This window comes from Herbidospora mongoliensis, assembly GCF_001570545.1.
GTDB lineage: Bacteria > Actinomycetota > Actinomycetes > Streptosporangiales > Streptosporangiaceae > Herbidospora > Herbidospora mongoliensis.
The window spans coordinates 551,958-572,741 of sequence record NZ_BBXD01000008.1 but is presented as its reverse complement, the minus strand read 5'-3'; the positions used below and the strand labels follow the sequence as shown (position 1 = coordinate 572,741).

22 protein-coding genes are annotated in these 20,784 nt (G+C 69.0%); 13 read left to right on the top strand and 9 right to left on the bottom strand.

Translation table 11 applies throughout. The features are described 5' to 3' along the window. Positions 1-211: 211 nt before the first annotated feature. From acs to AW272_RS02865, 5 genes are all read left to right on the top strand, one after another. On the top strand, positions 212-2,170 hold the full coding sequence (acs, locus tag AW272_RS02885) for an acetate--CoA ligase (protein WP_066360799.1): 1,959 nt from the start codon (positions 212-214) through the stop codon (positions 2,168-2,170). 159 nt (positions 2,171-2,329) lie between these two features. Then, on the top strand, positions 2,330-3,511 hold the full coding sequence (nhaA, locus tag AW272_RS02880) for a Na+/H+ antiporter NhaA (protein WP_066360797.1): 1,182 nt from the start codon (positions 2,330-2,332) through the stop codon (positions 3,509-3,511). A gap of 25 nt (positions 3,512-3,536) precedes the next feature. After that, a complete protein-coding gene (locus AW272_RS02875) occupies positions 3,537-3,989 on the top strand; it encodes a phage holin family protein (protein ID WP_066360796.1) in 453 nt (150 codons plus the stop codon). Continuing rightward, the gene (locus tag AW272_RS02870) at positions 3,986-4,912 is read left to right on the top strand and encodes an alpha/beta fold hydrolase (RefSeq protein WP_066360795.1); all 927 of its coding nucleotides are present in this window, start codon (positions 3,986-3,988) and stop codon (positions 4,910-4,912) included. Before AW272_RS02875 ends, AW272_RS02870 begins: the two co-directional genes overlap by 4 nt. Next, a complete protein-coding gene (locus AW272_RS02865) occupies positions 4,909-5,352 on the top strand; it encodes a DUF309 domain-containing protein (protein WP_083957870.1) in 444 nt (147 codons plus the stop codon). The genes AW272_RS02870 and AW272_RS02865 overlap by 4 nt, the downstream gene beginning before the upstream one ends. A gap of 127 nt (positions 5,353-5,479) precedes the next feature. Here AW272_RS02865 and AW272_RS02860 read toward each other — a convergent pair whose 3' ends face one another. Then, positions 5,480-6,664, bottom strand: coding sequence for an MFS transporter (locus AW272_RS02860; protein ID WP_066360794.1), 1,185 nt, complete (start codon positions 6,662-6,664; stop codon positions 5,480-5,482). 256 nt (positions 6,665-6,920) lie between these two features. Here AW272_RS02860 and AW272_RS02855 point away from each other — a divergent pair, with 256 nt between their 5' ends. Further along, on the top strand, positions 6,921-7,880 hold the full coding sequence (locus AW272_RS02855) for a helix-turn-helix domain-containing protein (protein WP_066360792.1): 960 nt from the start codon (positions 6,921-6,923) through the stop codon (positions 7,878-7,880). 3 nt (positions 7,881-7,883) lie between these two features. On the opposite strand, the gene AW272_RS02850 is transcribed toward AW272_RS02855, so the two are convergent. Further along, entirely contained in the window at positions 7,884-9,074 is a 1,191-nt protein-coding gene (locus AW272_RS02850; RefSeq protein WP_245657167.1) for a MarP family serine protease, read from the bottom strand. 111 nt (positions 9,075-9,185) lie between these two features. Between AW272_RS02850 and AW272_RS02845 the strand changes: the two genes are divergently transcribed. Then, positions 9,186-9,731 (top strand): HEAT repeat domain-containing protein, encoded by a 546-nt coding sequence (locus AW272_RS02845; RefSeq protein ID WP_066360790.1) that lies wholly within the window; start codon positions 9,186-9,188, stop codon positions 9,729-9,731. On the opposite strand, the gene AW272_RS02840 is transcribed toward AW272_RS02845, so the two are convergent. Both AW272_RS02840 and nth read right to left on the bottom strand, forming a co-directional pair. Further along, complete coding sequence (locus AW272_RS02840; RefSeq protein WP_066360786.1) at positions 9,681-10,325, bottom strand: NUDIX hydrolase; 645 nt, start codon at positions 10,323-10,325, stop codon at positions 9,681-9,683. The two genes, AW272_RS02845 and AW272_RS02840, sit on opposite strands and share 51 nt — an antisense overlap. Positions 10,326-10,362: 37 nt before the next feature. Further along, a complete protein-coding gene (gene nth / locus AW272_RS02835) occupies positions 10,363-11,067 on the bottom strand; it encodes an endonuclease III (protein ID WP_083957868.1) in 705 nt (234 codons plus the stop codon). Between the two features lie 129 nt (positions 11,068-11,196). Between nth and AW272_RS02830 the strand changes: the two genes are divergently transcribed. Further along, complete coding sequence (locus AW272_RS02830; protein ID WP_157518225.1) at positions 11,197-11,769, top strand: hypothetical protein; 573 nt, start codon at positions 11,197-11,199, stop codon at positions 11,767-11,769. A 152-nt stretch (positions 11,770-11,921) separates the two neighbouring features. Here the strand turns inward: AW272_RS02830 and AW272_RS02825 are convergent, their stop codons facing one another. Next, positions 11,922-13,112 (bottom strand): NAD(P)-binding domain-containing protein, encoded by a 1,191-nt coding sequence (locus AW272_RS02825; protein WP_066360782.1) that lies wholly within the window; start codon positions 13,110-13,112, stop codon positions 11,922-11,924. A gap of 2 nt (positions 13,113-13,114) precedes the next feature. Beyond that, positions 13,115-13,654 carry an OsmC family protein gene (locus tag AW272_RS44790; RefSeq protein ID WP_066360778.1) on the bottom strand — a complete coding sequence of 180 codons (540 nt, stop codon included), beginning with the start codon at positions 13,652-13,654 and terminating at the stop codon, positions 13,115-13,117. 46 nt (positions 13,655-13,700) lie between these two features. Here AW272_RS44790 and metX point away from each other — a divergent pair, with 46 nt between their 5' ends. From metX to AW272_RS02805, 3 genes are read left to right on the top strand one after another with little or no spacing between them, the layout of a single operon-like run. Beyond that, complete coding sequence (metX, locus tag AW272_RS02815) at positions 13,701-14,885, top strand: homoserine O-acetyltransferase MetX (protein WP_066360776.1); 1,185 nt, start codon at positions 13,701-13,703, stop codon at positions 14,883-14,885. Then, positions 14,882-16,195, top strand: a complete 1,314-nt coding sequence (locus tag AW272_RS02810) for an O-acetylhomoserine aminocarboxypropyltransferase/cysteine synthase family protein (RefSeq protein WP_066360774.1) — start codon at positions 14,882-14,884, stop codon at positions 16,193-16,195. The genes metX and AW272_RS02810 overlap by 4 nt, the downstream gene beginning before the upstream one ends. After that, positions 16,192-16,662: a CoA-binding protein gene (locus AW272_RS02805; protein ID WP_066360772.1), complete on the top strand. Its 471-nt coding sequence runs from the start codon at positions 16,192-16,194 to the stop codon at positions 16,660-16,662. Before AW272_RS02810 ends, AW272_RS02805 begins: the two co-directional genes overlap by 4 nt. A 3-nt stretch (positions 16,663-16,665) precedes the next feature. Here AW272_RS02805 and AW272_RS02800 read toward each other — a convergent pair whose 3' ends face one another. Together AW272_RS02800 and AW272_RS02795 are read right to left on the bottom strand one after the other, a co-directional pair. Continuing rightward, on the bottom strand, positions 16,666-17,598 hold the full coding sequence (locus AW272_RS02800) for a polyprenyl synthetase family protein (protein WP_245657166.1): 933 nt from the start codon (positions 17,596-17,598) through the stop codon (positions 16,666-16,668). Positions 17,599-17,622: 24 nt separating this feature from the next. Then, the gene (locus AW272_RS02795) at positions 17,623-18,516 is read right to left on the bottom strand and encodes an SDR family NAD(P)-dependent oxidoreductase (protein WP_066360768.1); all 894 of its coding nucleotides are present in this window, start codon (positions 18,514-18,516) and stop codon (positions 17,623-17,625) included. Between the two features lie 98 nt (positions 18,517-18,614). On the opposite strand from AW272_RS02795, the gene AW272_RS02790 reads away from it, so the two are divergent. Both AW272_RS02790 and AW272_RS02785 read left to right on the top strand, forming a co-directional pair. After that, positions 18,615-19,205 carry a TetR/AcrR family transcriptional regulator gene (locus tag AW272_RS02790; RefSeq protein WP_066360766.1) on the top strand — a complete coding sequence of 197 codons (591 nt, stop codon included), beginning with the start codon at positions 18,615-18,617 and terminating at the stop codon, positions 19,203-19,205. Between the two features lie 41 nt (positions 19,206-19,246). Further along, positions 19,247-19,927 carry a Crp/Fnr family transcriptional regulator gene (locus AW272_RS02785; protein WP_066360764.1) on the top strand — a complete coding sequence of 227 codons (681 nt, stop codon included), beginning with the start codon at positions 19,247-19,249 and terminating at the stop codon, positions 19,925-19,927. On the opposite strand, the gene AW272_RS02780 is transcribed toward AW272_RS02785, so the two are convergent. Then, a complete protein-coding gene (locus AW272_RS02780) occupies positions 19,924-20,784 on the bottom strand; it encodes an inositol monophosphatase family protein (protein WP_245657165.1) in 861 nt (286 codons plus the stop codon). The two genes, AW272_RS02785 and AW272_RS02780, sit on opposite strands and share 4 nt — an antisense overlap.

Here is a 20,784-nt window from a genome sequence, read left to right as displayed (position 1 = left end):
CGCCGGAGCACCGACCTTCAAGCCGCCCCCGCCGACACCCCCGACGCCCGGGTCGAATCTCTCCCGTACGCCAAGGACCGTTCAACGACGCGCTGGCACCGCTGAACGAAGTCGCATTTGACGAGCCAGGGGCCGGTCACGTGTCATTAACACCCGATACGGCACGATACGAAGAAGTAACGCATCAGGAATTTCGGGTTAGGAGTTCGCGGTGACGGAGTCCCAGGAAACGCTGTCGAACCTGCTGCAGGAGAACCGCCGGTTCGAGCCCCCGGCGGCGCTCGCCGCGGCGGCGAACGTCACGGCGAGCGCCTATACGGAGGCCTCAGCCGACCGGCTGGCCTTCTGGGAGACGGCCGCCGACCGGTTGACCTGGGCGGAGCGCTGGCACACCACGTTGGAGTGGGAGGCGCCGTTCGCGAAGTGGTTCGTGGGCGGCAAGCTGAACATCGCCTACAACTGTGTCGACCGCCACGTCGAGGCCGGGAACGGCGACAAGGTGGCCTTCTATTGGGAGGGCGAGCCCGAGGGTGACAGCCGGGTCATCACCTATGCCGACCTGCAGAAAGAGGTCTCCAAGGCGGCCAACGCGCTGACCGCGCTCGGGGTCGGCAAGGGCGACCGGGTGGCGATCTACATGCCGATGATCCCGGAGCTGCCCGTCTCGCTGCTGGCCTGCGCGCGGATCGGGGCGATCCACTCGGTCGTGTTCGGTGGGTTCTCCGCGACCGCGCTGAAGAGCCGCATCGACGACGCCGACGCCAAGCTGGTCATCACGGCCGACGGCGGATTCCGGCGGGGGGCGCCGAGCGCGCTCAAGCCCACGGTGGACGAGGCCGTCGCGCAGTGCCCGCAGATCGAGAAGGTGCTGGTCGTCCGCCGCACGGGCCAGGACGTGACCTGGACCGACAAGGACGTCTGGTGGCACGACCTGGTCGACTCGCAGAGCGAGCAGCACACCCCCGAGGCGCACGACGCCGAGGACCCGCTGTTCATCCTTTACACGAGCGGCACGACCGGTAAGCCGAAGGGCATTCTGCACACCACGGGCGGCTACCTCACCCAGACTGCCTGGACCCACAACGCGGTCTTCGACCTCAAGCCCGACACCGACATCTACTGGTGCACCGCCGACATCGGCTGGGTGACCGGCCACAGCTACATCGTCTACGGGCCCCTCGCCAACGGCGCGAGCAGCGTGATCTACGAGGGCACCCCGGACACCCCGCACCGCGGCCGGTTCTGGGAGATCGTGCAGAAATACCAGGTCACGATTCTCTACACGGCGCCGACCGCCATTCGTACGTTCATGAAGTGGGGCGACGACATCCCCGCCAAGTTCGACATGTCGTCGCTGCGGGTGCTCGGCTCCGTCGGTGAGCCGATCAACCCGGAGGCCTACGTCTGGTATCGGGAGCACATCGGGGCGAGCAAGGCCCCGGTCGTGGACACCTGGTGGCAGACCGAGACCGGCGCGATCATGATCAGCCCGCTGCCCGGGGTCACCGCGGGCAAGCCGGGTGCGGCCATGCAGCCGCTGCCGGGCATCGTCGCCGACGTGGTCGACGACCAGGGCAAGTCGGTGCCGAACGGCGGCGGCGGGTTCCTGGTGATCCGCGAGCCGTGGCCGGCGATGCTGCGCGGCATCTGGGGCGACCCCGAGCGCTACAAGGAGACCTACTGGTCGCGGTTCGACGGGTTCTACTTCCCCGGCGACGGCGCCAAGCGCGACGACGACGGCGACCTGTGGCTGCTGGGCCGCGTCGACGACGTCATGCTCGTCTCCGGCCACAACATCTCGACCACTGAGGTGGAGAGCGCCCTGGTCAGCCACCCGAAGGTGGCCGAGGCGGCCGTCGTGGGGGCCACCGACCCGGTGACCGGGCAGGCCATCGTGTCGTTCGTGATCCTGCGCGGCAACGCCGAGGAGGGCGCCGACATCGGCGCCGAGCTGCGTCAGCACGTCGCCAAGGCCCTCGGCCCGATCGCCAAGCCCCGGCAGATCCTCATCGTGCCCGAGCTGCCGAAGACCCGGTCTGGCAAGATCATGCGCCGCCTCCTGCGTGACGTGGCCGAGAACCGCTCGCTGGGCGACGTGACCACCCTCACGGACAGCTCGGTGATGAACCTGATCTCGGAGAAGCTTCCCAGCGCGAAGAGCGAGGACTAAGCGGTTATCCACAGCCGGGGCGGTTATCCACAGGCGTGAGCCCGCCCCGGCTGTGATCGTTCGGCGCTGGGTACAGTGGCCAACAGGTGTGCCGGGAAGACTGGTCGGCGATTTCTGGGGGAATCGTCTGGGCATTTCCCCAATCACCTGAGGGGGAGCATGCGCCGTCCAAACGAGGGCCGGCCGACCGTTCGCTACGCGGCGCAGATCGCCGAAGCGCTGCGGACCGAGACGATCGGTGGCGTGATCATGTTGATCGCCACGGTCCTGGCGCTGATCTGGGCGAACTCGCCCTGGTCAGGGTCTTACGAGGCGCTCCGGTCGATCACCGTGCCGGGCCCGCTCCACCTCACGTTGTACGAATGGGCGGCCGGCGGGCTGCTGGCGATCTTCTTCTTCGTCGCAGGTGTGGAGTTGAAGGAGGAGTTCGTCCACGGGGAACTGTCCCGGTTCCGCGACGCGATCCTGCCGGTCGTGGCCGCGCTGGCCGGGATGGCAGTGCCGGCGCTGATCTACGTGGGGGTGAGCTGGGGGGTGCCGAACGCCACACGGGGGTGGGCGATTCCGACGGCGACCGACATCGCGTTCGCACTGGCCGTGCTGGCCGTGACCGCGTCGGCCCTGCCGGTGGCGCTGCGCGCGTTCCTGCTGACCCTGGCCGTGGTCGACGACCTCGGCGCGATCCTCGTGATCGCCCTGTTCTACAGCGAGGCCCTGTCCTTCCTGCCGCTCCTGGCCGCCGTCGTGGTGCTCGCCGTCTTCGGCGTGCTGCAGCGGCGCCGGGTCAGACCCGCTTTCCTGTACGTCCTGCTCGGAGTGGCCGCCTGGGTGCTGCTGCACGAGTCGGGCATCCATCCGACGGTCGCGGGGGTGGCCTGCGGGCTGCTCATGAACGTCGACGGTGATCCTTCTCCCGCCGCCAGGGCCGACCATGTGTTCAGGCCCGTCTCGGCGGGGTTCGCGGTGCCGGTCTTCGCCTTCCTGGCCGCCGGGGTTCCGCTCAGCATGAGCGCCCTCGAAGGCGTTTTCACCGACAGAATCGCCCTCGGCGTGCTTCTCGGGCTCGTCGTCGGGAAGTTCGTCGGTGTGTTCGGAGGCGCGTGGCTCTCGGTGCGGCTGGGTTTCGCCCGGATCAGTTCCGACCTGGTCTGGCGCGACATCGCGGCCGTGTCGGTCCTCGCGGGGATCGGCTTCACCGTCTCGCTGCTCATCGGCGACCGCGCCTTCCGGGGCGACACCGGGGTCACCACGGCGGTGCTGATGGCAAGTGTCATCGCATCGTTGCTGGCCGCGGTGCTGCTCAGAATCCGCGTACGGGTGAGGGCACGAGATGATATCTGACAGTCCGCAGAATAGGAGATCCCTGATGCGCGAGGACGAATCGCTCGGCGCTCTGGTCGCCGAGGCGAGCACCCATATTTCCAACCTCGTACGGGCGGAGATCGAACTCGCCAAGAGCGAGCTCAAATTCGACGCGAAGCGCGTGGGTATGGCCACCGGCCTGTTCGCCGCCGCCGCGTTCACCCTCCACCTCGTCCTGATCCTGGCCTCGTTCACGATCGCCTACGTCCTGCACGACGCGGTCGGCCTGTCGACCTGGCTCTCGTTCCTGATCGTCACCGTGTTCTACCTGGTGACGGCCGGAATCCTCGGCTTCGTCGGCTACCGCCGCCTGCAGGGCCTCAACGGTTTCAAACGCACCAAGCGCTCGCTCCAGAGCCTCAAGTCCACCGACGAGACGGTCCGCCCCACACCGGTCATCGAGAAGAAGACCACCGCCGGTGAGGTCGGCGCCGACCGCGTCACGATCGCGCCATGAAACAGGCCCCGGAGGAGAACCAGCTGGTCCGGGCCGACGGCCCGTGGGAACACCGCTGGATCCACGCCGGGGGCACCCGCTTCCACGTGGTGGAGGCCGGTGAGGGCCCGCTCGTCCTGCTGCTGCACGGTTTCCCGCAGTTCTGGTGGACCTGGCGGCACCAGCTCGAAGCGCTGCCCGCGGCCGGTTACCGTGCGGTCGCGGTCGATCTCCGGGGTTACGGCGCCAGCGACAAGCCGCCCCGGGGATACGACCTGCCGACCCTGGCCGGAGACGCGGCCGGCCTGATCAGGGCCATGGGCGAGACCGGCGCCACCGTGGTCGGCCACGGCTGGGGCGGCTGGATGGGCTGGACGATGGCGACCCAGGACGCCAAGTTCGTACGCCGCCTGGTGGCCGTGTCGGCCCCTCACCCGCTTCGGCTGCGCACGGCGCTGCTGACCGACCCACGGCAGCTGCGGGCCAGCAGCCACGCGTTCGGCTTCCAGCTGCCGCTGTGGCCCGAACACCGGCTGACCCGCAAGAACGGGGCCAAAGTGGGCCGGCTGCTCGACCAGTGGTCGGGGCCGTCCTGGCCGTCCGAGGAGCTCAACCCCGTCTATCAGAACGTGTTCCAGGTCCCGGCGTCGGCGCACTGCGCGCTGGAATACCACCGCTGGTTCGCCAGGTCCCAGATCCGGCCCGACGGCCGCCGCTACGCCCGCCAGATGCGCACCGAGGTCGAGGTCCCGACCCTGCAACTGCACGGCGCCCTCGACACGTGCATGCTGCCCCGCACCGCCCAGGGATCCGGCAAGTTCGTCGCCGCCCCCTACCGCTGGCGCCTGATCGAGGGCGCGGGCCACTTCCCCCACGAGGAACGCCCCGAGGTGTTCAACGCCGAGCTGACCTCCTGGCTGGCCGACCCCGAACCCGACCGATGACCCGCGACCGCGACCCCGCGGGCCGCGCCCGCAACGCCCGCCCCCGCGACGCCTACGGCCGCCCGCTGCCCCACGACGCCGAAGGCGTGGAACGCGTCCCCGACGACTACGCGCCGACGGCCGAACAGGCGATCACCGACGGAGTGGAGATGCTCCGCCTCGACCGCCCGTTCCACGCCCACGAGATCTTCGAGGGCCGCTGGAAGAACTGCCCACCGGAAGAAAGAGAACTGTGGCAGGGCCTGGCCCAGCTCTGCGTCGGGCTCACCCACCTGCAACGGGGCAACGAGCGGGGCGCGGAAACCCTGCTGGAACGGGGCACCGGGCGCCTGAAGACGATCACGAACCGGCCCTATGGGATCGACGCGGCCGCGGCTGCCCAGGCGCGATCGATCAACGATCTACTGGCAGCCCTGGGAGCCACATCCATCGGAACCTGATCCGGGTGCTGAAAGGCCGAGGGGGGATACACCCCATCCCGAGTGCGTTCGGCAGACCGGATCCGCAGGTCATCCTGTACGAACTGGCGCCCCCGCCCAACGCGCCCAGGAACGTAAAGCACCGGCCTCAGGCGGCGACCTCCGGTTCCAGCGCCGGTCCCGGGCGCAGGCCCGGGGCCAGGGCCAGGGTGACCGCCACCGAGGCCACGGCCATCACCGTCATCGCGACTGCCGGGCCGGTGAACTGGGCCACCGAGCCCGCCACCGCCGCCCCGACCCCCTGCAGAACCATCATCCCCGAACCGTTCAGGCCGAGGGCGTGCCCGCTGAGATCGTCTGGAGTGAGGGCCATCAGACGTTCCTGGAGGAGCAGGCTGGCCGAGTACCCGATGGAAGCGAGTGTCACCGCGGCGACCGCGACGCCGAACGGTGGATCGAAGAAGAAGACCAGGTAGGGGACGGCCAGGAGGAGGCGCATCGGGGCGCCCAGCCGTTGCCGCCACCCCGCCGGGATGAACCGGCCGACGAGGGTGTCGCCGATCAGCATGCCGAAGGCGGCGAAGGCGAAGAGGATGCCGGCGCTGCTGGGGTCGTACGAGACATAAAGCGATTCGCACCCCACGATCAGGCCGTTCGGGACCCAGAGGGCCAGGAAGACATACCGCCTCGGCCTGGACGCCCACAGCCGCGAGTTCCCCCGCCACGTCTGCGCCACCGTCGGGCGACCGGACGCGCGCGGGGGCCGTTTGGACAGCCCCAGCAGCACGACCAGCGCGGCGAGGAGTTCCAGGGCGGCGCTGATGAGCAGCGTCTGAGTGGGCGTGAGCAGCGCGACCAGCAGTCCCCCGGCCGCGAACCCGGTGATCTGGGAGGCCCCCACGGTCATGTTGAGCACCGAGCGGCCGATGAGGAAGCCGTCCCGCGGCAGGATCTCGTTCAGCAGCCCGAGCCGCACCCCGCCACCGACCGACGCGACCACGCCGATCACGATGAGGATGGCGAACCTGACGGTGATCGGCAGGTCGGGGATGGCCTGCAAGGCCATGCCGACGCCGAAGACGAGAGCCAGCCCCGAGAGCGCCATCCGGGGCGGCAGCCGGTCGGCGGCCGACATCAGCAGAGTGGCCCCGACGACCTGGGCGAGCAGCGGACCGAACATCGCGAGCGCCGAGAGCAGGGGCGAACCGGTCGCCTCGAAGACGAGCGTCCCCAACGCGAGGTTGCCGATCGACCACGCCACGACCTGCAATGTGGACGTCGCGAACAGCGGCGCGAACTCCTTGGTGGCGAACAGCTCCCGATATGTACGCATAGGGCCGACATTCCATCATCCCAGGTCAGAGCCGGTATTGTTTCGCCAGTATGCGAAACGACCCACGGCGAAAGGGCTGCCGCGGACATGACTTCACGGGAGCCGGAGGGTTGGCCCGATATGTGGCAAAACCCGGAATGTCACGGTGAGAGCCGACATGTGGGCTGATGACAGGCCCCCGCTGTGTGGCCTGCGACACGAATCAACGGCCCCGGCGCACGAGCAACACCGGAAGATCGACACGGGAGGCGGATAGATGGGCTGGTGGCAGGTCAACGCCGATACGTTGGCCGGGAGCAGGTTCGTGCTGTCGCCGCTCGCCGAGACCACCGCGTGCATGTTCGCGCTCGGCCGCACCCTCCCCGCCCATCCAGGTGAGAAGCCCTGGTGGGACCAGCACGCCGACCGCTTCAAGACCCGCCTCACCCGCGACCCCCTCGACGAATTCCTGATCCGCGCCGCGACCGGAGCCGAGTGGATCGCCGACTTCCTCGTCCCGACCCCGGCCGGCACCGGCGAACCGACGTTCGCCGAGGAGGTCGCCACCGTCCGGGACACCCCCGCAGGCGTGGTGTACGCCGATCTCGAGGTCTCCCTGGGCAGGATGCTGCCGGGCCCGCTCCGCCGGTCCGACCTGGCCGAACGGGCGGCCTCCCTGCTGGAATGGGTGTGGACGGAAACGGTCGAACCCACCTGGGACCGGCGCAGACGCATCCTCGAAGCCGACATCATCGGCCGTATCGGCCGCCTCAGCATGGGCGGCTGGGAGGCGGCCCTCAACGACATGCGTCCGGGGATGCGCTGGCTCGGCGAGAGCCGGTTGCAGATCAACACGACCAGCAACCCGCCCAGGGACCTGGCGACGGCGCGCCTGATGTTCGTCCCGGTCACGCCCCGGCACGGGTGGGTGTCATGGGAGCAGCCGCATCGCTATGCGGTGATATATCCAGCGTCGGGGGTGCTGACCGACGTCCGCGAAGTATCGGGGCCCCTCGGGCGCCTGCTGGGCAGCGCGCGGGCGACGGTGCTCGTCCTGCTGGACACGCCCAAGAGCACGACCCAGCTCGTCGCGCTGACGGGCCAGGGGCTCGGTTCGGTCGGCCGCCACCTGAAGGTGCTCCTGGACGCGGGGCTGGTCGAACGCAGAAGAGCCGGCAAATCGGTGCTCTACTACCGCAGCCGGACGGGAGACGCGGTGGTGACGTCGGCGGAGTGAGGGTCAGTCACATTCCTGCGTGTCGACCCGCGCGATGGCCGCGCTGCCGTCTTCCGCGTCGGTGCGGACCTCTTCGGCCGTCAGCGCGTAGCCGGTGTCCTTCTGGTCGGTGGCCGCCGCGAAGATGACGCCGAAGACGCGCCCGTCGGGGGCAAGGAGCGGGCCGCCGGAGTTGCCGGGCTGCACCTCGCCGCGGATCGCGTAGACCTCGCGGTCGACGGTGTGGCGGTTGTAGATGTCGTAGGACTCGGCGGGCTGCTTCACCCGGATGCGGGCCGGCTTGATGGTGAAGCCGTGGCCCTTCGGGTAGCCCGCGATGATGGCGTCGTCTTTCGACTCGGCCGCCATGTCGAACTTCAGCGGGTTGACGTCGAGCGACTCGACGTAGAGGACCGCGATGTCCCGGTCGGGGTTGTAGAGCACGACCCGGGCGTCGTGGCTGGCGCCCCGGTAGTCGGTGACGCGCAGGTCCTGCGACACCCCGGCCACCACGTGGGCGTTGGTCATGATGCGGTGGGGGGCGTAGGCGAAACCGGTGCCCTCGATGCGTTTGCGGCACGTCGGGGCGGTGCCCTGCACCTTCACGATCGCGCGGCGCGCGCGGGCCAGCTGCGGGTCGTTGATGATGCTCTCGTCGGGGGCGGGCACGTCGACGAACTGCGCGCCGCCGATGTCGGCGAAGACCTCGGGCCACGGAGAGGCGTCGACGAAGTCGCGGAACCCGCGCGTCAGGTCACGCGCCGCCTCGGGCATCGCCTGGTCGACCGTCTTCAGCAGCAGCGAGTCGTTGACCTGCTGTTTCGGCAGCGGGAAGTTCATCGAGATGATGAGCGACCCGATGAGCCAGGCGAACACCAGCACGGAGAGCCCACTCGCCACGGAGCCGCCGAAGGCGTCGATGAGACGGGCGGGTTCCCACGTCACGTGGGATCGGACGACCGCGCCGATCGTCGAGGAGGCGAACTGGCCGACCGTCGCGGCGAGGAACACGATGACTATGGCGAGCAGGGCGCGTTCGGTCTCACCGTTGACGAGGGCTCCGGCGATGGGCGGCGCGATGAACATCCCGACGAGCGCCCCACCGGCGAAGCCGACGAAGCTGAACGCCCCGATGATGAACCCCTGGCGATAGCCGGACACCGCGAAGGCCAGGATCAGGCCGATCAGGATGAGGTCGAGCAGATCGCCTTGCACGCCTGTATTCCACCTCTATCGCCACCCGGCCCGGCCACCACCCTTAACCGTATCCAGCCACGCGCGGTCTCGTGCACGGGTTCTTCGCAGTCCACTCGATATCGTGACGCCATGGGGGACCCTGTTGAGGAACTGATCCAGACAGCACTGGCCGACGGAGACCCGGACGGCCCGACCCGCTGGGACGCCATCGCGGCCCTGCAGCAACGCGGTGACCTGGAGACCTTCACCGCCGCACGACGACTGTGCGCAGCCGACACGGCAGCCGAGAGAGTTCTCGGAGTCGACATCCTGGGGGAGCTCGGGCGCGACCGCCCGTTCGCCGACAAGACCCTGCCGGTGCTGAGATTCCTGGCCGCGAGCGAGACCGAGACCCGCGTGCTCTACTCGGTGCTCATCGCTTTCGGCCACCTGCGCGACCCGAGGGCGCTGCCGTCGGTGATCGAGCTCGCGTCTCATCCGGAGACGACGGTTCGGTACGGCGCCGCCTACGCCCTGCCCAACGTCATCGGCCGACCGGCCGACCCGTCGGGGGTCGCCGCACTGCGGCGCCTGGCGGCCGACCGCGACGACGACGTGGCCGACTGGGCGACGCTGGGGCTGGCGCTAACGGGCGGCGAGGTTCACGACGTCAGGGGGCAGGTCCTCGATCCGTGACCGGTCCCACGGGACCTCGAAACCGCAGGTCGAGAGCACGCCGTCGAGCACTCCGGCGGTGAAGCCCCAGACCAGCAGGCCGCGCACCCGGAACGCGGGGCCGATGTATCCGCTGGAATGACGCAGCCTGAGCCGGTTGGCGGGGTCGACCAGCTCGGCGATGGAGACGCGTTCGACCGACTCGACCTCGTCGGGTGAGGCGGCGTGGACGGCACAGGGGGTGTGCCACCAGCCGATGACGGGGGTGACGCGGTTGTCGCTGTGCCGGACGTAGAGCTCGGGCATGGTGCCGACGACCGCGACACCCTCGGGGTCGACGCCCGTCTCCTCGGCCGCCTCACGCAGGGCGGCCCCGACGGGACCGTCGTCATCCGGGTCGACCCCGCCGCCGGGGAAGGCGGGCTGGCCGGCGTGGGTGCGTCCGCGGGAACTGCGCTGGATGAGCAGGATGTCGGGCCCGTTCGGCCCGTCGCCGAACAGCAGCAGCACGGCGGCCCGCCGGCCACCTTCGCGAGGCGGGCGCAGGCCGGGAGGAACAGGGGTTCGCCCGGCCCTCTCCGCCACATCGGTGATCCAGGCCGGTACGTCGGTCATGGACAGTCCAACCCTCGGTGCCCCGCGAAGCTTCCCGTCACGAGAACGGTCCGGAACGTACCAGCTTGGACGCCAGTTCCGGGTCGGTCGGACCGGTGCCGTAAGAAGGACAGAGGTCCGCGAGAGGGCACGCGCCGCAGGCGGGTTTGCGGGCGATGCAGATCCGGCGGCCGTGCCAGATGATGCGGTGGGAGAAGACCGTCCACTCGTTCTTCGGGATGAGCAGTGCGATCTCCTGCTCGATCTTGACCGGGTCGAGCTCCCCCTCGATCCACCCGAACCGCTTCACCAGCCGCTGGAAGTGGGTGTCGACGGTCAGCCCCGGCACGCCGAACGCGTTGCCGAGCACGACGTTGGCCGTCTTGCGGCCGACCCCGGGCAGCGTCACCAGGTCGGCCATCTTGCGGGGAACCTCACCGCCGAACCGGTCGCGGATGGCGATGGACAGCCCGATGACCGACTTCGTCTTGGCCCGGAAGAACCCGGTCGGCCGCAGGATGGCCTCCATGTCTTCGGGGTCGGCGACGGCCATGTCATCAGGCGTCGGATATTTGGCGAACAGCGCCGGAGTGGTCAGGTTGACCCGCACATCGGTCGTCTGCGCCGACAGCACCGTGGCCACGAGCAACTGGAACGCGTTCGCGAAGTTGAGCTCGCAATGGGCGTCGGGATAGGTCTCGGCCAGGATGCGATTCATCTTCCTGGCCCGCCGCACCAGCCCGAGCCGAGTCTCCTTCGCCATGGCCCAAGAGTAGGGGTGAAGGCCGAGCAAGCGATTACTTACTCAGCTACTCGAAAAGTGTTGAATTGTTATCTTTTAGCCCGATTATGGGAGCTTCCTGAGAGACCTCTGATCCCTGAGAGCGGAACGATGCACAAGTTACTGGGAGCCCTCGCGCTCACCACGGGCCTCCTCGTCGCCCCCACCGCAGCACAAGCGGCTCCCGCGACGAAGGGACCGTGCTGGGCCGGGTCATGGACGGTGACCAAGGCGACCGCCAAGGTCGTCGGCAAGAGGCACCGCTTCTTCGCGGAGGGCGGCGCCGGCATCAAGGCGGACTTCACCCGCGCGGGCAAGTACGTCGTCGCCCGCTACGACTTCCGTGAGTCGGAGCCCCTGACGGGCGGTGCCACCTTCGTCATGGACGGCGTCGAGACCTTCACGTACACCTTCGGCGGTTACAAGAAGTACACCCACGGAAAGATCGTCCTGAAGCCGCGCACCGGCGACTTCGGCGCCACGTTGGAGCGCTCCGGCGGCGGCAAGGGCTTCTCCGGTCTGCTCCGCAAGGCCGTCGCCCACAACGAGGACCTCGGGGCGATCCCCCGCAAGGGCACCTACACCTGCGTTCCCGGCAAGTCGCTGCGCATCAACACGCACGGCAAGTCGGGCCGGACCGTCATCACCATCAAGTGGGAACTCACCCGCCCGCCCGTGGCATAGGAGTCGCCTCACGCGGCCCGCACCGCGTGAGGTGATCGAACCGATCTCCCCTGACCGAAGGTCGCTTCGCCACCGGAGTCGGCGACACAAGCGGGCCGGGACCGTTCCCGGCCCGCTTTTCGCATGCCTTCGCCGCGAAAGGTCCGGGAGAACTAACCCGCCAGGTCCAGTCGTAGCTGGTCGACGACCTCGCGGGCGTCGTCCTCGATGCCGCAGATGAACGTCGACCTGCGGCGGCGCAGCACCGGCAGGCCGAGGGCGTAGAGCCCGTCGCCCACCACGCCGCCGTCGTGGACCAGTGACCCCTTCGCGTCGACGACCGGCACGTCCAGCCACGAGTAGTCGGGCCGGAACCCGGTCGCCCACACGATCGAGCGGATCTCCCCCGACGTGAGGTCGAGCCGCCAGCGCGACGAATCGGGAACGCGGGTGGGCTGGAAGCGCTCCCCGGGAGCGGTCCCGGCCCACTCGTCGAACGTGTCGAGCAGGCGGTTCATCTTGAGATCCGCCAGCGCCGCCACGTTGCGCAGCCCCCCTGAGAAAAGGGCCGCGCCGTCGCGGATCGCCGAGAGCCGCCCGACCAGCTCGACTCCCAGCGAGGTCAGCACGTTCAGATCCAGGGTGGAGGCCCCGGCGAGCTGCGGTGACGGCAGCCGGCGTGCGCGCGTCAGGTCGTCGACCTCGTCGTAGCGCTGGCTCCAGATGCCCGAGTGGTGCATCCACCAGAGCACATCACGGCCCTCATACACACGTGGCATCCGCACGTGCTCACCGGCCGACAGCACGACCGGACGCCCTGAGCGCTGGATCTCGGCCGCGAGCTGCACCCCGGTCGCCGAGGCCCCCACGACGAGCACGCCGCCGTCCGGCAACCGGGAGGGGGTCCGGTAGTCGAACGGCGTCACCTGCTCGACCGACGAGGGCACCGCGGCGGCGAGACCGGGAACGGAGGCGACGTTGCAGGCGCCGCTCGCGATGATCACGGTCCGGGCCTCGATGGGGCCTTGGCTGGTCGTCAGCGAGTAGCCCCCGTCCGAGCGCCGCACCGACGTGACCGCCACGCCGGTGCGGACCGGGACGTCCTTCGCGGAACGCTCCAGAAAGTCGACGACCTCGGCCATGTCGGCGTAGCCGTCGGGGTCCGGCCCTTCGTAAGAGGCGCCCGGGAGACGGTTCAGCCAGTTGGGCGTCAGGAGACGCAGGGAGTCCCAGCGTTCGTGCCGCCACGAGTTGGCGACCTCACCACGTTCCAGCACCACATGGTCGATCGACGCGGCCCTCAGGAAATGGCTGGCCGCCAGGCCCGCGTGACCCGCGCCGATGACGACAGTGGTGACGTGCATGGTCAGGCGACTTCGACGGTGACGTTCGTGGGGTTGGTGAGCGCGTCGAAGACGGCGGAGCGCTTCTGCGACTGGGCGACGAGGGCCTCGATGTCGGCCGGGGAGGCGTCGGCGTCGATCGAGAAGGTCACCTTGATGTCGTTGAAGCCGTTGCGGACGTCGGCGTCGGCGCCGAGGATGCCGCGGATGTCGTGGCCGCCTTCGACGGAGGCCTCGACCGAGTTGAGCTTGATGCCGCGGTTCTGCGCGACCGAGGCGATGCCCGCGGTCAGGCAGGACGCCAGGCCGACGAGCAGGTATTCGATCGGGGTGATGCCGTTGTCTTCCGCGGCGAAGATGGCGGGGTGGTCGGCTTCGAAGACCGACTCGTGCTTGTGGGTCTGCTCCTGGCCGAGACCGAAGAACTTCTCGATCTTGGTGGTGCTGTGGACGCCGTGCTGCCACTTGGAGCTGGCCCGCCACGTGAACTGGGCCGCCTCGGGCGCACCCTTGAGAACCTCGCGGGCGTCGAGCAGCGCCTGGACGTTCACTCCGTTGGTCATGATCCCCTCATTTCCTACATGTTAACTTGACAATACAATAGATCCCATGGGCTCCATAGGTTTCGTTGAAACTCACTACCTCGACCTGCCTGGTCCGATACGCCTCGACAGCGGGCGGGAGCTGCGCGACGTCCGCGTGGCCTACGAGACCTACGGCACCCTCTCCCCCGAGAGGGACAACGTCATCCTCGTCTGCCACGCCCTGAGCGGCAACGCCCATGCGGCCGGTTCCGCGAAAACCGCTCCCGAGGCGAGCGCCCGCGACGGCTTCGGCGCCGAAGACCGCGACGGCGCGCAGGGGAAAGGGCTGGGTTGGTGGGACGGGATGATCGGGCCCGGAAAGGCTTTCGACACCGACCAATATTTCGTTGTCTGTACGAATCTACTTGGCGGCTGCAGCGGCACGACGGGCCCGTCCACCATTGATCCCGCCACCGGGCGCCCCTATGGCTCCGACTTCCCGGTCGTCACCGTGGCGGATATGGTCCGCACCGAACGCGCCTTCTTGGACGAGCTCGGCATCGAGCGTCTCGCGGTGATCGCGGGAGGTTCGCTGGGCGGGATGCAGGCCCTCGAATGGGCGGTCCAGTATCCCGGTCAGGTGGACGCCATAGTGGTCATCGCCTCCACCCACGCCCTCCACCCCCAGGGTCTGGCGTGGAACGCGATCGCCCGCGAGTCCATCATGCGCGACCCCGACTGGCAGGGCGGCCACTACTACGGCACCGGCCGCAAGCCCGACGCCGGCATGGGCGTGGCCCGCATGGTCGGCCACGTGACCTATCTGTCCGGCCCGGCCCTGACCGACAAGTTCGGCCGGCGGCTCCAGTTCGCCGACGACATCCGCCACACGATCGTCGAGCCGGAGTTCGAGGTCGAGAGCTACCTGCGCCACCAGGCCGACTCCTTCGTGAAGCGGTTCGACGCCAACACCTATCTCTACATCTCCCGCGCGCTGACCTACTTCGACCTGGCCAGGGAGCACGGCGGCGGTTCGCTGGAGAAGGCGCTGGAGAACATCCGGGCGCGGACGCTGCTCATCTCGTTCAGCTCCGACTGGCTCTATCCGCCGGAGGCGTCGGACGAGATCGCCGAGGCGCTGACTAACCTGGGCAAACCGGTGGAGAACCACCTCATCGACGCACCGTATGGTCATGACTGCTTCCTGCTGGAGGAAGCACGGCAGACCCCTCTCATCCGTGAGTTTCTGGCGAGGAAGATAGCTTCGTGAGCGACAGACCATTTCGTACCGAAGAATCCCGGGAGTTCGGGTTCGAGACCCGCCAGCTCCACGCGGGACAGCGGCCCGACCCGAACACCGGCGCCCGCGCGGTGCCCATCTTCCAGACCACCAGTTACGTCTTCGAAGACCCCGAGTCGGCGGCGGCCTACTTCAACCTCCAGGAGTACGGCAACACCTACTCCCGCATCATGAACCCGACCACGGCGGTGTTCGAGGAGCGGATGGCCAACCTCGAGGGCGGCAGCGGCGCGGTGGCCTTCGCCAGCGGCATCGCCGCCCAGGCCGCGGCGCTGTTCACGCTGCTGGAGCCCGGCGACCACGTGGTGTCCTCCTCGGCCCTCTACGGCGGCACGGTCAACCAGCTCAAGCACCTGTTCCGCAAGATGAACGTCGAGCTGAGCTGGGTCGACCCCGACGACCCCGAGGCCTGGCGCGCGGCGGTCCGGCCGAACACCAAGGCCTTCTACGGCGAGACGATCGGCAACCCCGGCGGCAACGTCCTGGACATCGAGACCGTCGCGGCCATCGCCCACGAGCACGGCCTGCCGCTGATCGTCGACAACACGTTCGCGACGCCCTATCTGTGCCGGCCGATCGAGTGGGGCGCCGACATCGTCGTGCACTCCGCGACCAAGTTCATCGGCGGCCACGGCACCAGCATCGGCGGCGTGGTCGTCGAGGCCGGCACGTTCGACTATTCCAACGGCCGCTTCCCGGTGATCGCCGACCCGTCTCCGGCCTACCACGGCCTGAAGTTCCACGAGACCTTCGGCGAATACGGCTACCTGATGAAGCTGCGCGCCGAGACCCTGCGCGACCTGGGCGCGGCGATGTCGCCGTTCAACGCGTTCCTGTTCCTCCAGGGCCTCGAGACGCTGTCGCTGCGCATGGACCGCCACGTCGACAACGCGCTCACGGTCGCGGAGTTCCTCCAGACCCACGAGCTGGCCTCGAAGGTGAGCTACTCGGGGCTGGCCGACAGCAAGTACAAGGCGCTGGTGGAGAAGTACCTGCCGCGCGGCGCGGGCGCGGTGTTCTCCTTCGAGTGCGCCGGCGGCCGCGAGGGCGGCCAGGCCTTCATCCGCGGTACGACGCTCTGGTCCCACCTGGCCAACGTCGGCGACGCCAAGAGCCTGATCATCCACCCGGCCAGCACCACCCACCGTCAGCTCGGCGACGCCGAACTGGCCGCCACCGGGGTCGGCGCCGGCACCATCCGCCTGTCGGTCGGCGTCGAGTCGGTGGCCGACCTGATCTGGGATCTCGAGCAGGGCTTCGCTCACGTGGAGAAGGCATGAAGTATCAAGAGCCGCAGGACATCCAGCGGGTGCTCAACACCGCCAAGACCGTCGCGGTCGTGGGCCTGTCGGGCAACGAGCTGCGGGCCAGCAACTTCGTCGGCTTCTACCTCAAGCGGCACGGCTACCGGATGATCCCGGTCAACCCGCGCGAGAAGGAGATCCTCGGCGAGACCTCCTACCCGAGCCTGTCCGACATCCCCGTCAAGATCGACGTGGTGAACGTCTTCCGCGCGCCCGACGCCGTCCCCGGCATCGCCCGTGAGGCGGTCGAGATCGGCGCCGGGGCGCTGTGGCTCCAGTTCGGCGTCATCAGTGAAGAGGGCGCCCGCATCGCCGAAGAGGGCGGCCTCACGGTGATCATGGACCGCTGCATGAAGATCGAGCACGCCCGTTACATGGGCCGCATGCACTGGCTGGGCTTCAACACCGGGCGGATCACCTCGGTCCGCACCGGCATCCACTAGCCCCTACCGGGTCCGGCCGACGCTGAGGTCGGCCAGCAGCCGCAGCTCCGGGGTGGCCCCCTGGCCGAGCGCCGCGAAAGCGAGCTCGACCTGACGGTCGGCCTCCCGGAGCGCCCATTCTCTGGCGCCCGTCTCCTCGACCAGCTCGGCCTGGACCTCGGGGTCGGCCTGGTCGTGGAGCGCTTCGGCCAGGCGGGCGGCGGCAGGCGTACGGGATTCGAGCGCGGCGACGACCGGCAGCGACTTACGGCGGCAGGCCAGGTCGGCGACCAGTCTCCGCAGGTCGTCGGTGAGCCGGAAGGCCAGCCCGAGGCGGGTGCCGAACTCCCGGAAGCGCTGGACGTCGCCCGTTCCCCCGGCCAGCGCGCCCAGCTCGCAGGCCGCCCCGAGCAGCGCGCCGGTCTTGTTCTCGGCCATCGTCATGCACTCGGCCAGGGTGACCTCGGGCCGGTCGACGAACGCCAGATCGCTGGCCTGGCCGTGGCACAGGTCGAGCAGCGCGTCGGCGAGGGTGCGCACCCCCGCGGGCCCGACCAGCGCCATCGCGACCGCCAGCAGGGCGTCGCCGGTGAGCAGGGCCTCGCTGAGCCCGAAGACCGCCCAGGCGGCCGGGCGCTCCCGCCGGATGTCGTCGCCGTCGATCACGTCGTCGTGCAGCAGCGAGAAGTCGTTGACCAGCTCGGTCGCGACCGCCATCGGCACCGCGTCGGAGGCGTGCCCCCCGGCCGCCCGCGCGCACCCCAGCGCCAGCGCGGGCCGGACGAACCGCCCCTGGCCGCCGATGAGCTCGCGGCCCTCTTCGTCCCACCAGCCGATGTGGTAGCCCGCGACGTGGCGCAGCTCCGGGGAGAGCCGGTCGATCGCGGCCCGGTGGGCGGGTTCGATCAGTTCGCGGGTCGCGTTGAGGACGTCGCGGACGGTCATCGAGTCGGTCACCCGGCTACCGATACACGACTGGCCTCACTCCGCCGCTTCGCCATCGGCCATTGTGGAGAATGCTTGACCCAGAGGATCACGCTCCTGGGCGGTGGCGTCGTCGCGGTCGGTGGAACGGCTCAGTTCCGTGTACGTGGCATCGCGCTCCGCCGTGGTGTGCGCGGCGTACTGGGCGCCGTTGAGCGCGTCGGAGCCGAGCAGCAGCCGGACCGGCGGATTGTCCATCTCGACGATCTGGACGATCACCTGCGCGACCCTCGCGGGGTCGCCGAGCGGCTTGTGGTCGCCCTGCCGCAGGATCCGCACCATCGCCCCGACGCTCTGCTGGTAGGGCTCGGAGATCGGCGGGATCGTCATCGACGAACCGCCCCAGTCGGTGGTCATGCCGCCCGGCTCGATCGTGGTCACCTTGATGCCCAGCGGGGTGAGTTCCTGCGCGATCACCTCGGTGAAGCCGTTCACGGCCCATTTGGAGGCCTGGTAGGCCGCCAGGCCCGGCGTGCCGAGACGGCCGCCGATGGAGGAGACCGAGATCAGCGAGCCGTGCCCCTGCCGCCGCAGGACCGGCACGACCGACTTGGTCACGTTGACGACGCCGAAGAAGTTGGTCTCGACCTGAGCCCGGAAGTTGTCGATCGGGGTGTCCTCGAACGCCGACATGTCGGCCCAGCCGGCGTTGTTGACCACGACGTCGATCGAGCCGAACGCCTCCACCGCCGTGGCCACGGCATCTTCGACCGCTTCCGCGTCGGTGACGTCGAGGGGCAGGGCGAGGATGCGGTCGCCGTACTTCTGGGACATGTCGTCGAGCTGGGCGGGTGTGCGGGCCGTGGCGGCGACGCTGTCGCCGCGTTCGAGCGCGGCCAGGACGATCTCGCGGCCGAGCCCCCGGGAGCTACCGGTGACGAACCAGATCATGGGAACCTCGCGTAATTTTTCGACTAACTGGTTAGTTGAAACAGTAGGTACGGCTTCTCCGAGTTGTCAACTAACCGGTTAGAAAATAGTCTTGGGGCATGCCTGGCAAAGCCGACGCCACCCGACAGCGCCTGCTCGACGCCGCCCTGGAGGAGTTCGCCGAATACGGCATCGCCGGGGCCCGGGTCGACCGCGTCGCGGCGGTGGCCGGCACCAACAAGGCGCAGATCTACCACTACTTCGGCAGCAAGGATCAGCTCTTCGACGCCGTCTTCAACGGGATCGTCGAGCGGATCGTGCGGGAGACCCCGATCGACGCCCACGACCTCCCGGGCTACGCCGCCGCGCTGGCCAGAGGCTATGAGGCCCACCCGCAGGTCGCCCGGCTGGCGACCTGGCAGCGTCTGGAGCGGGCCGGCGATCCGCCGGTGCCGCTGGCCGTGGAGAGCATGCGGCACAAGGTCGAGGTCATCGCCAAGGCCCAGGCCGAGGGGATCCTGACCACCGAGTTCCCGCCCGGCATCCTCATGAACCTGGTGCTCCATCTCTCCTTGGTGTGGACCGCCGTCAACCCCGAATCCGCCGCCGTGGTCGAGACCGTCACGCCCGACGAGCGGGCTCACTACGTCGCGACAGCCGTCCGACGTCTGCTTTCTGGTGGTCCAGGTGATGCGGAAGGCGGGGCATAGGCCACAATGGCTACGATCGCGAATGAAGTTGGGAGGCAGGCATGAGCACCGAAGAAGTCTTGAGCAGGGCCCCCCTCTTCTCCGCGCTCGACCGTGAGAGCGCCGCGGCCCTCCGCACAAGCATCACCGAAGTGACTCTGACCAAGGGTCAGACCCTGTTCAGTGAAAACGAGACCGGGGCCACCCTCTACGTGGTCCTCGAGGGCAAGATCAAGCTGGCCCGCACGGCGTCCGACGGGCGGGAGAACCTCCTGTCGGTCCTGGGGCCGTCCGAGATGTTCGGCGAGCTCTCGCTGTTCGATCCGCGCCCGCGCACGGCCTCGGCCATCGCGCTGACCGATGTGAAGCTGGCCGGTCTGTCCCACGACGACCTGCGGCCCTGGCTCACCGGGCGGCCCGAGGTGGCTCTCCACCTGCTGCGGGCCCTGGCTCAGCGGCTGCGGCGGACCAACGACGTGCTGGCCGACCTGGTGTTCACCGACGTGCCCGGACGGGTCGCGAAGGCGCTCCTCGACCTGGCCGAGCGGTTCGGGCAGAAGGTCGAAGACGGCATCCGGGTCCACCACGACCTGACGCAGGAAGAACTGGCCCAGCTCGTCGGGGCGTCCCGGGAGACCGTGAACAAGGCGCTGGCCGACTTCGCGGGCCGTGGCTGGCTGCGCATCGAGGCCAAGGCCGTTGTGATCATGGACATGGAGCGTCTCTACAACCGCTCGCGCTAGCCGATGAGGCGGAGGATGTCGCGCGCCAGCGTTTCGTCTCTGGTCGCGACGAATTTCCGCCGCGTGCTCATGGCCGCGCCGATGTCGGTGAGAAGGCCGTCGAGGCTGATCGGGGCTCCCGTCAGGTCATAGACGCCGCCCCCGGCGCAATTCAGGATGTACGCGCCGGGAGCCAGGTCCCAGATCGCGAAACCCTTGGCGAATTCGACCACGGCGTCGGTGAAGCCCGCCGCGACGTGGCACAGGCCGATGGAGCCGAAATCGAGGCCTATTCGTCCCCGGCCCTCACTGAGCGCCGCCAGCAGCCGTGTCTGCCGGGCCAGCGGGCCGAAACGGTCGGCCGGCTTCATCAGGAAATTCGTCACCAGCGAATCGCGGAGCGGCACGGACATTCCGTCCACGCGCAAAGGATGCCGGTCTCCGTCTTGGGTCAGGACATGCGCCTCGCCCTCGGCCGCCACATAGACCTGGAAATGGTGGAAGAGGTCGCCGACCGCCGCCGCGAGAGGGCGGCCCAGCGCTCGCGAATAGACCAGGATCTGCGTGTAGCCGTTCAGGCCGCGCACGGCCAGTTCACTCGTGTCGAGCGGGTCGACGAGAACGCAGAGGTCCGGATCCGGGTCGGGGCCGACCACTTCGGGGTCGCCTTCCTCCGACGCGTAGACGAAGGACGCGAAACGCTCGGCGAGGAGTTCCCGGTAGCGCCGGTGCAGCCAGAGATCGTGCGAGGACAGGAAGTTGTCCGCGTGGCGGAGGTTCCGGTGCTCGGAGCGATCACCGGACAGGGCCGCGGCGACCAGCTTCGGGCGGATCTCCCCGATCACCGTCCGCACCACGTCGATGAGGTGGTCTCGCAA

Bases quoted from the DNA above. Each gene is read 5' to 3' on its own strand.
- nhaA (WP_066360797.1), top strand. From the start codon at position 2,330: ATGCGCCGTCCAAACGAGGGCCGGCCGACCGTTCGCTACGCGGCGCAG.
- AW272_RS02875 (WP_066360796.1), top strand. From the start codon at position 3,537: ATGCGCGAGGACGAATCGCTCGGCGCTCTGGTCGCCGAGGCGAGCACC.
- AW272_RS02870 (WP_066360795.1), top strand. From the start codon at position 3,986: ATGAAACAGGCCCCGGAGGAGAACCAGCTGGTCCGGGCCGACGGCCCG.
- AW272_RS02865 (WP_083957870.1), top strand. From the start codon at position 4,909: ATGACCCGCGACCGCGACCCCGCGGGCCGCGCCCGCAACGCCCGCCCC.
- AW272_RS02860 (WP_066360794.1), bottom strand. From the start codon at position 6,664: ATGCGTACATATCGGGAGCTGTTCGCCACCAAGGAGTTCGCGCCGCTG.
- AW272_RS02855 (WP_066360792.1), top strand. From the start codon at position 6,921: ATGGGCTGGTGGCAGGTCAACGCCGATACGTTGGCCGGGAGCAGGTTC.
- AW272_RS02845 (WP_066360790.1), top strand. From the start codon at position 9,186: ATGGGGGACCCTGTTGAGGAACTGATCCAGACAGCACTGGCCGACGGA.
- AW272_RS02840 (WP_066360786.1), bottom strand. From the start codon at position 10,325: ATGACCGACGTACCGGCCTGGATCACCGATGTGGCGGAGAGGGCCGGG.
- nth (WP_083957868.1), bottom strand. From the start codon at position 11,067: ATGGCGAAGGAGACTCGGCTCGGGCTGGTGCGGCGGGCCAGGAAGATG.
- AW272_RS02830 (WP_157518225.1), top strand. From the start codon at position 11,197: ATGCACAAGTTACTGGGAGCCCTCGCGCTCACCACGGGCCTCCTCGTC.
- AW272_RS02825 (WP_066360782.1), bottom strand. From the start codon at position 13,112: ATGCACGTCACCACTGTCGTCATCGGCGCGGGTCACGCGGGCCTGGCG.
- AW272_RS44790 (WP_066360778.1), bottom strand. From the start codon at position 13,654: ATGACCAACGGAGTGAACGTCCAGGCGCTGCTCGACGCCCGCGAGGTT.
- metX (WP_066360776.1), top strand. From the start codon at position 13,701: ATGGGCTCCATAGGTTTCGTTGAAACTCACTACCTCGACCTGCCTGGT.
- AW272_RS02805 (WP_066360772.1), top strand. From the start codon at position 16,192: ATGAAGTATCAAGAGCCGCAGGACATCCAGCGGGTGCTCAACACCGCC.
- AW272_RS02795 (WP_066360768.1), bottom strand. From the start codon at position 18,516: ATGATCTGGTTCGTCACCGGTAGCTCCCGGGGGCTCGGCCGCGAGATC.
- AW272_RS02790 (WP_066360766.1), top strand. From the start codon at position 18,615: ATGCCTGGCAAAGCCGACGCCACCCGACAGCGCCTGCTCGACGCCGCC.
- AW272_RS02785 (WP_066360764.1), top strand. From the start codon at position 19,247: ATGAGCACCGAAGAAGTCTTGAGCAGGGCCCCCCTCTTCTCCGCGCTC.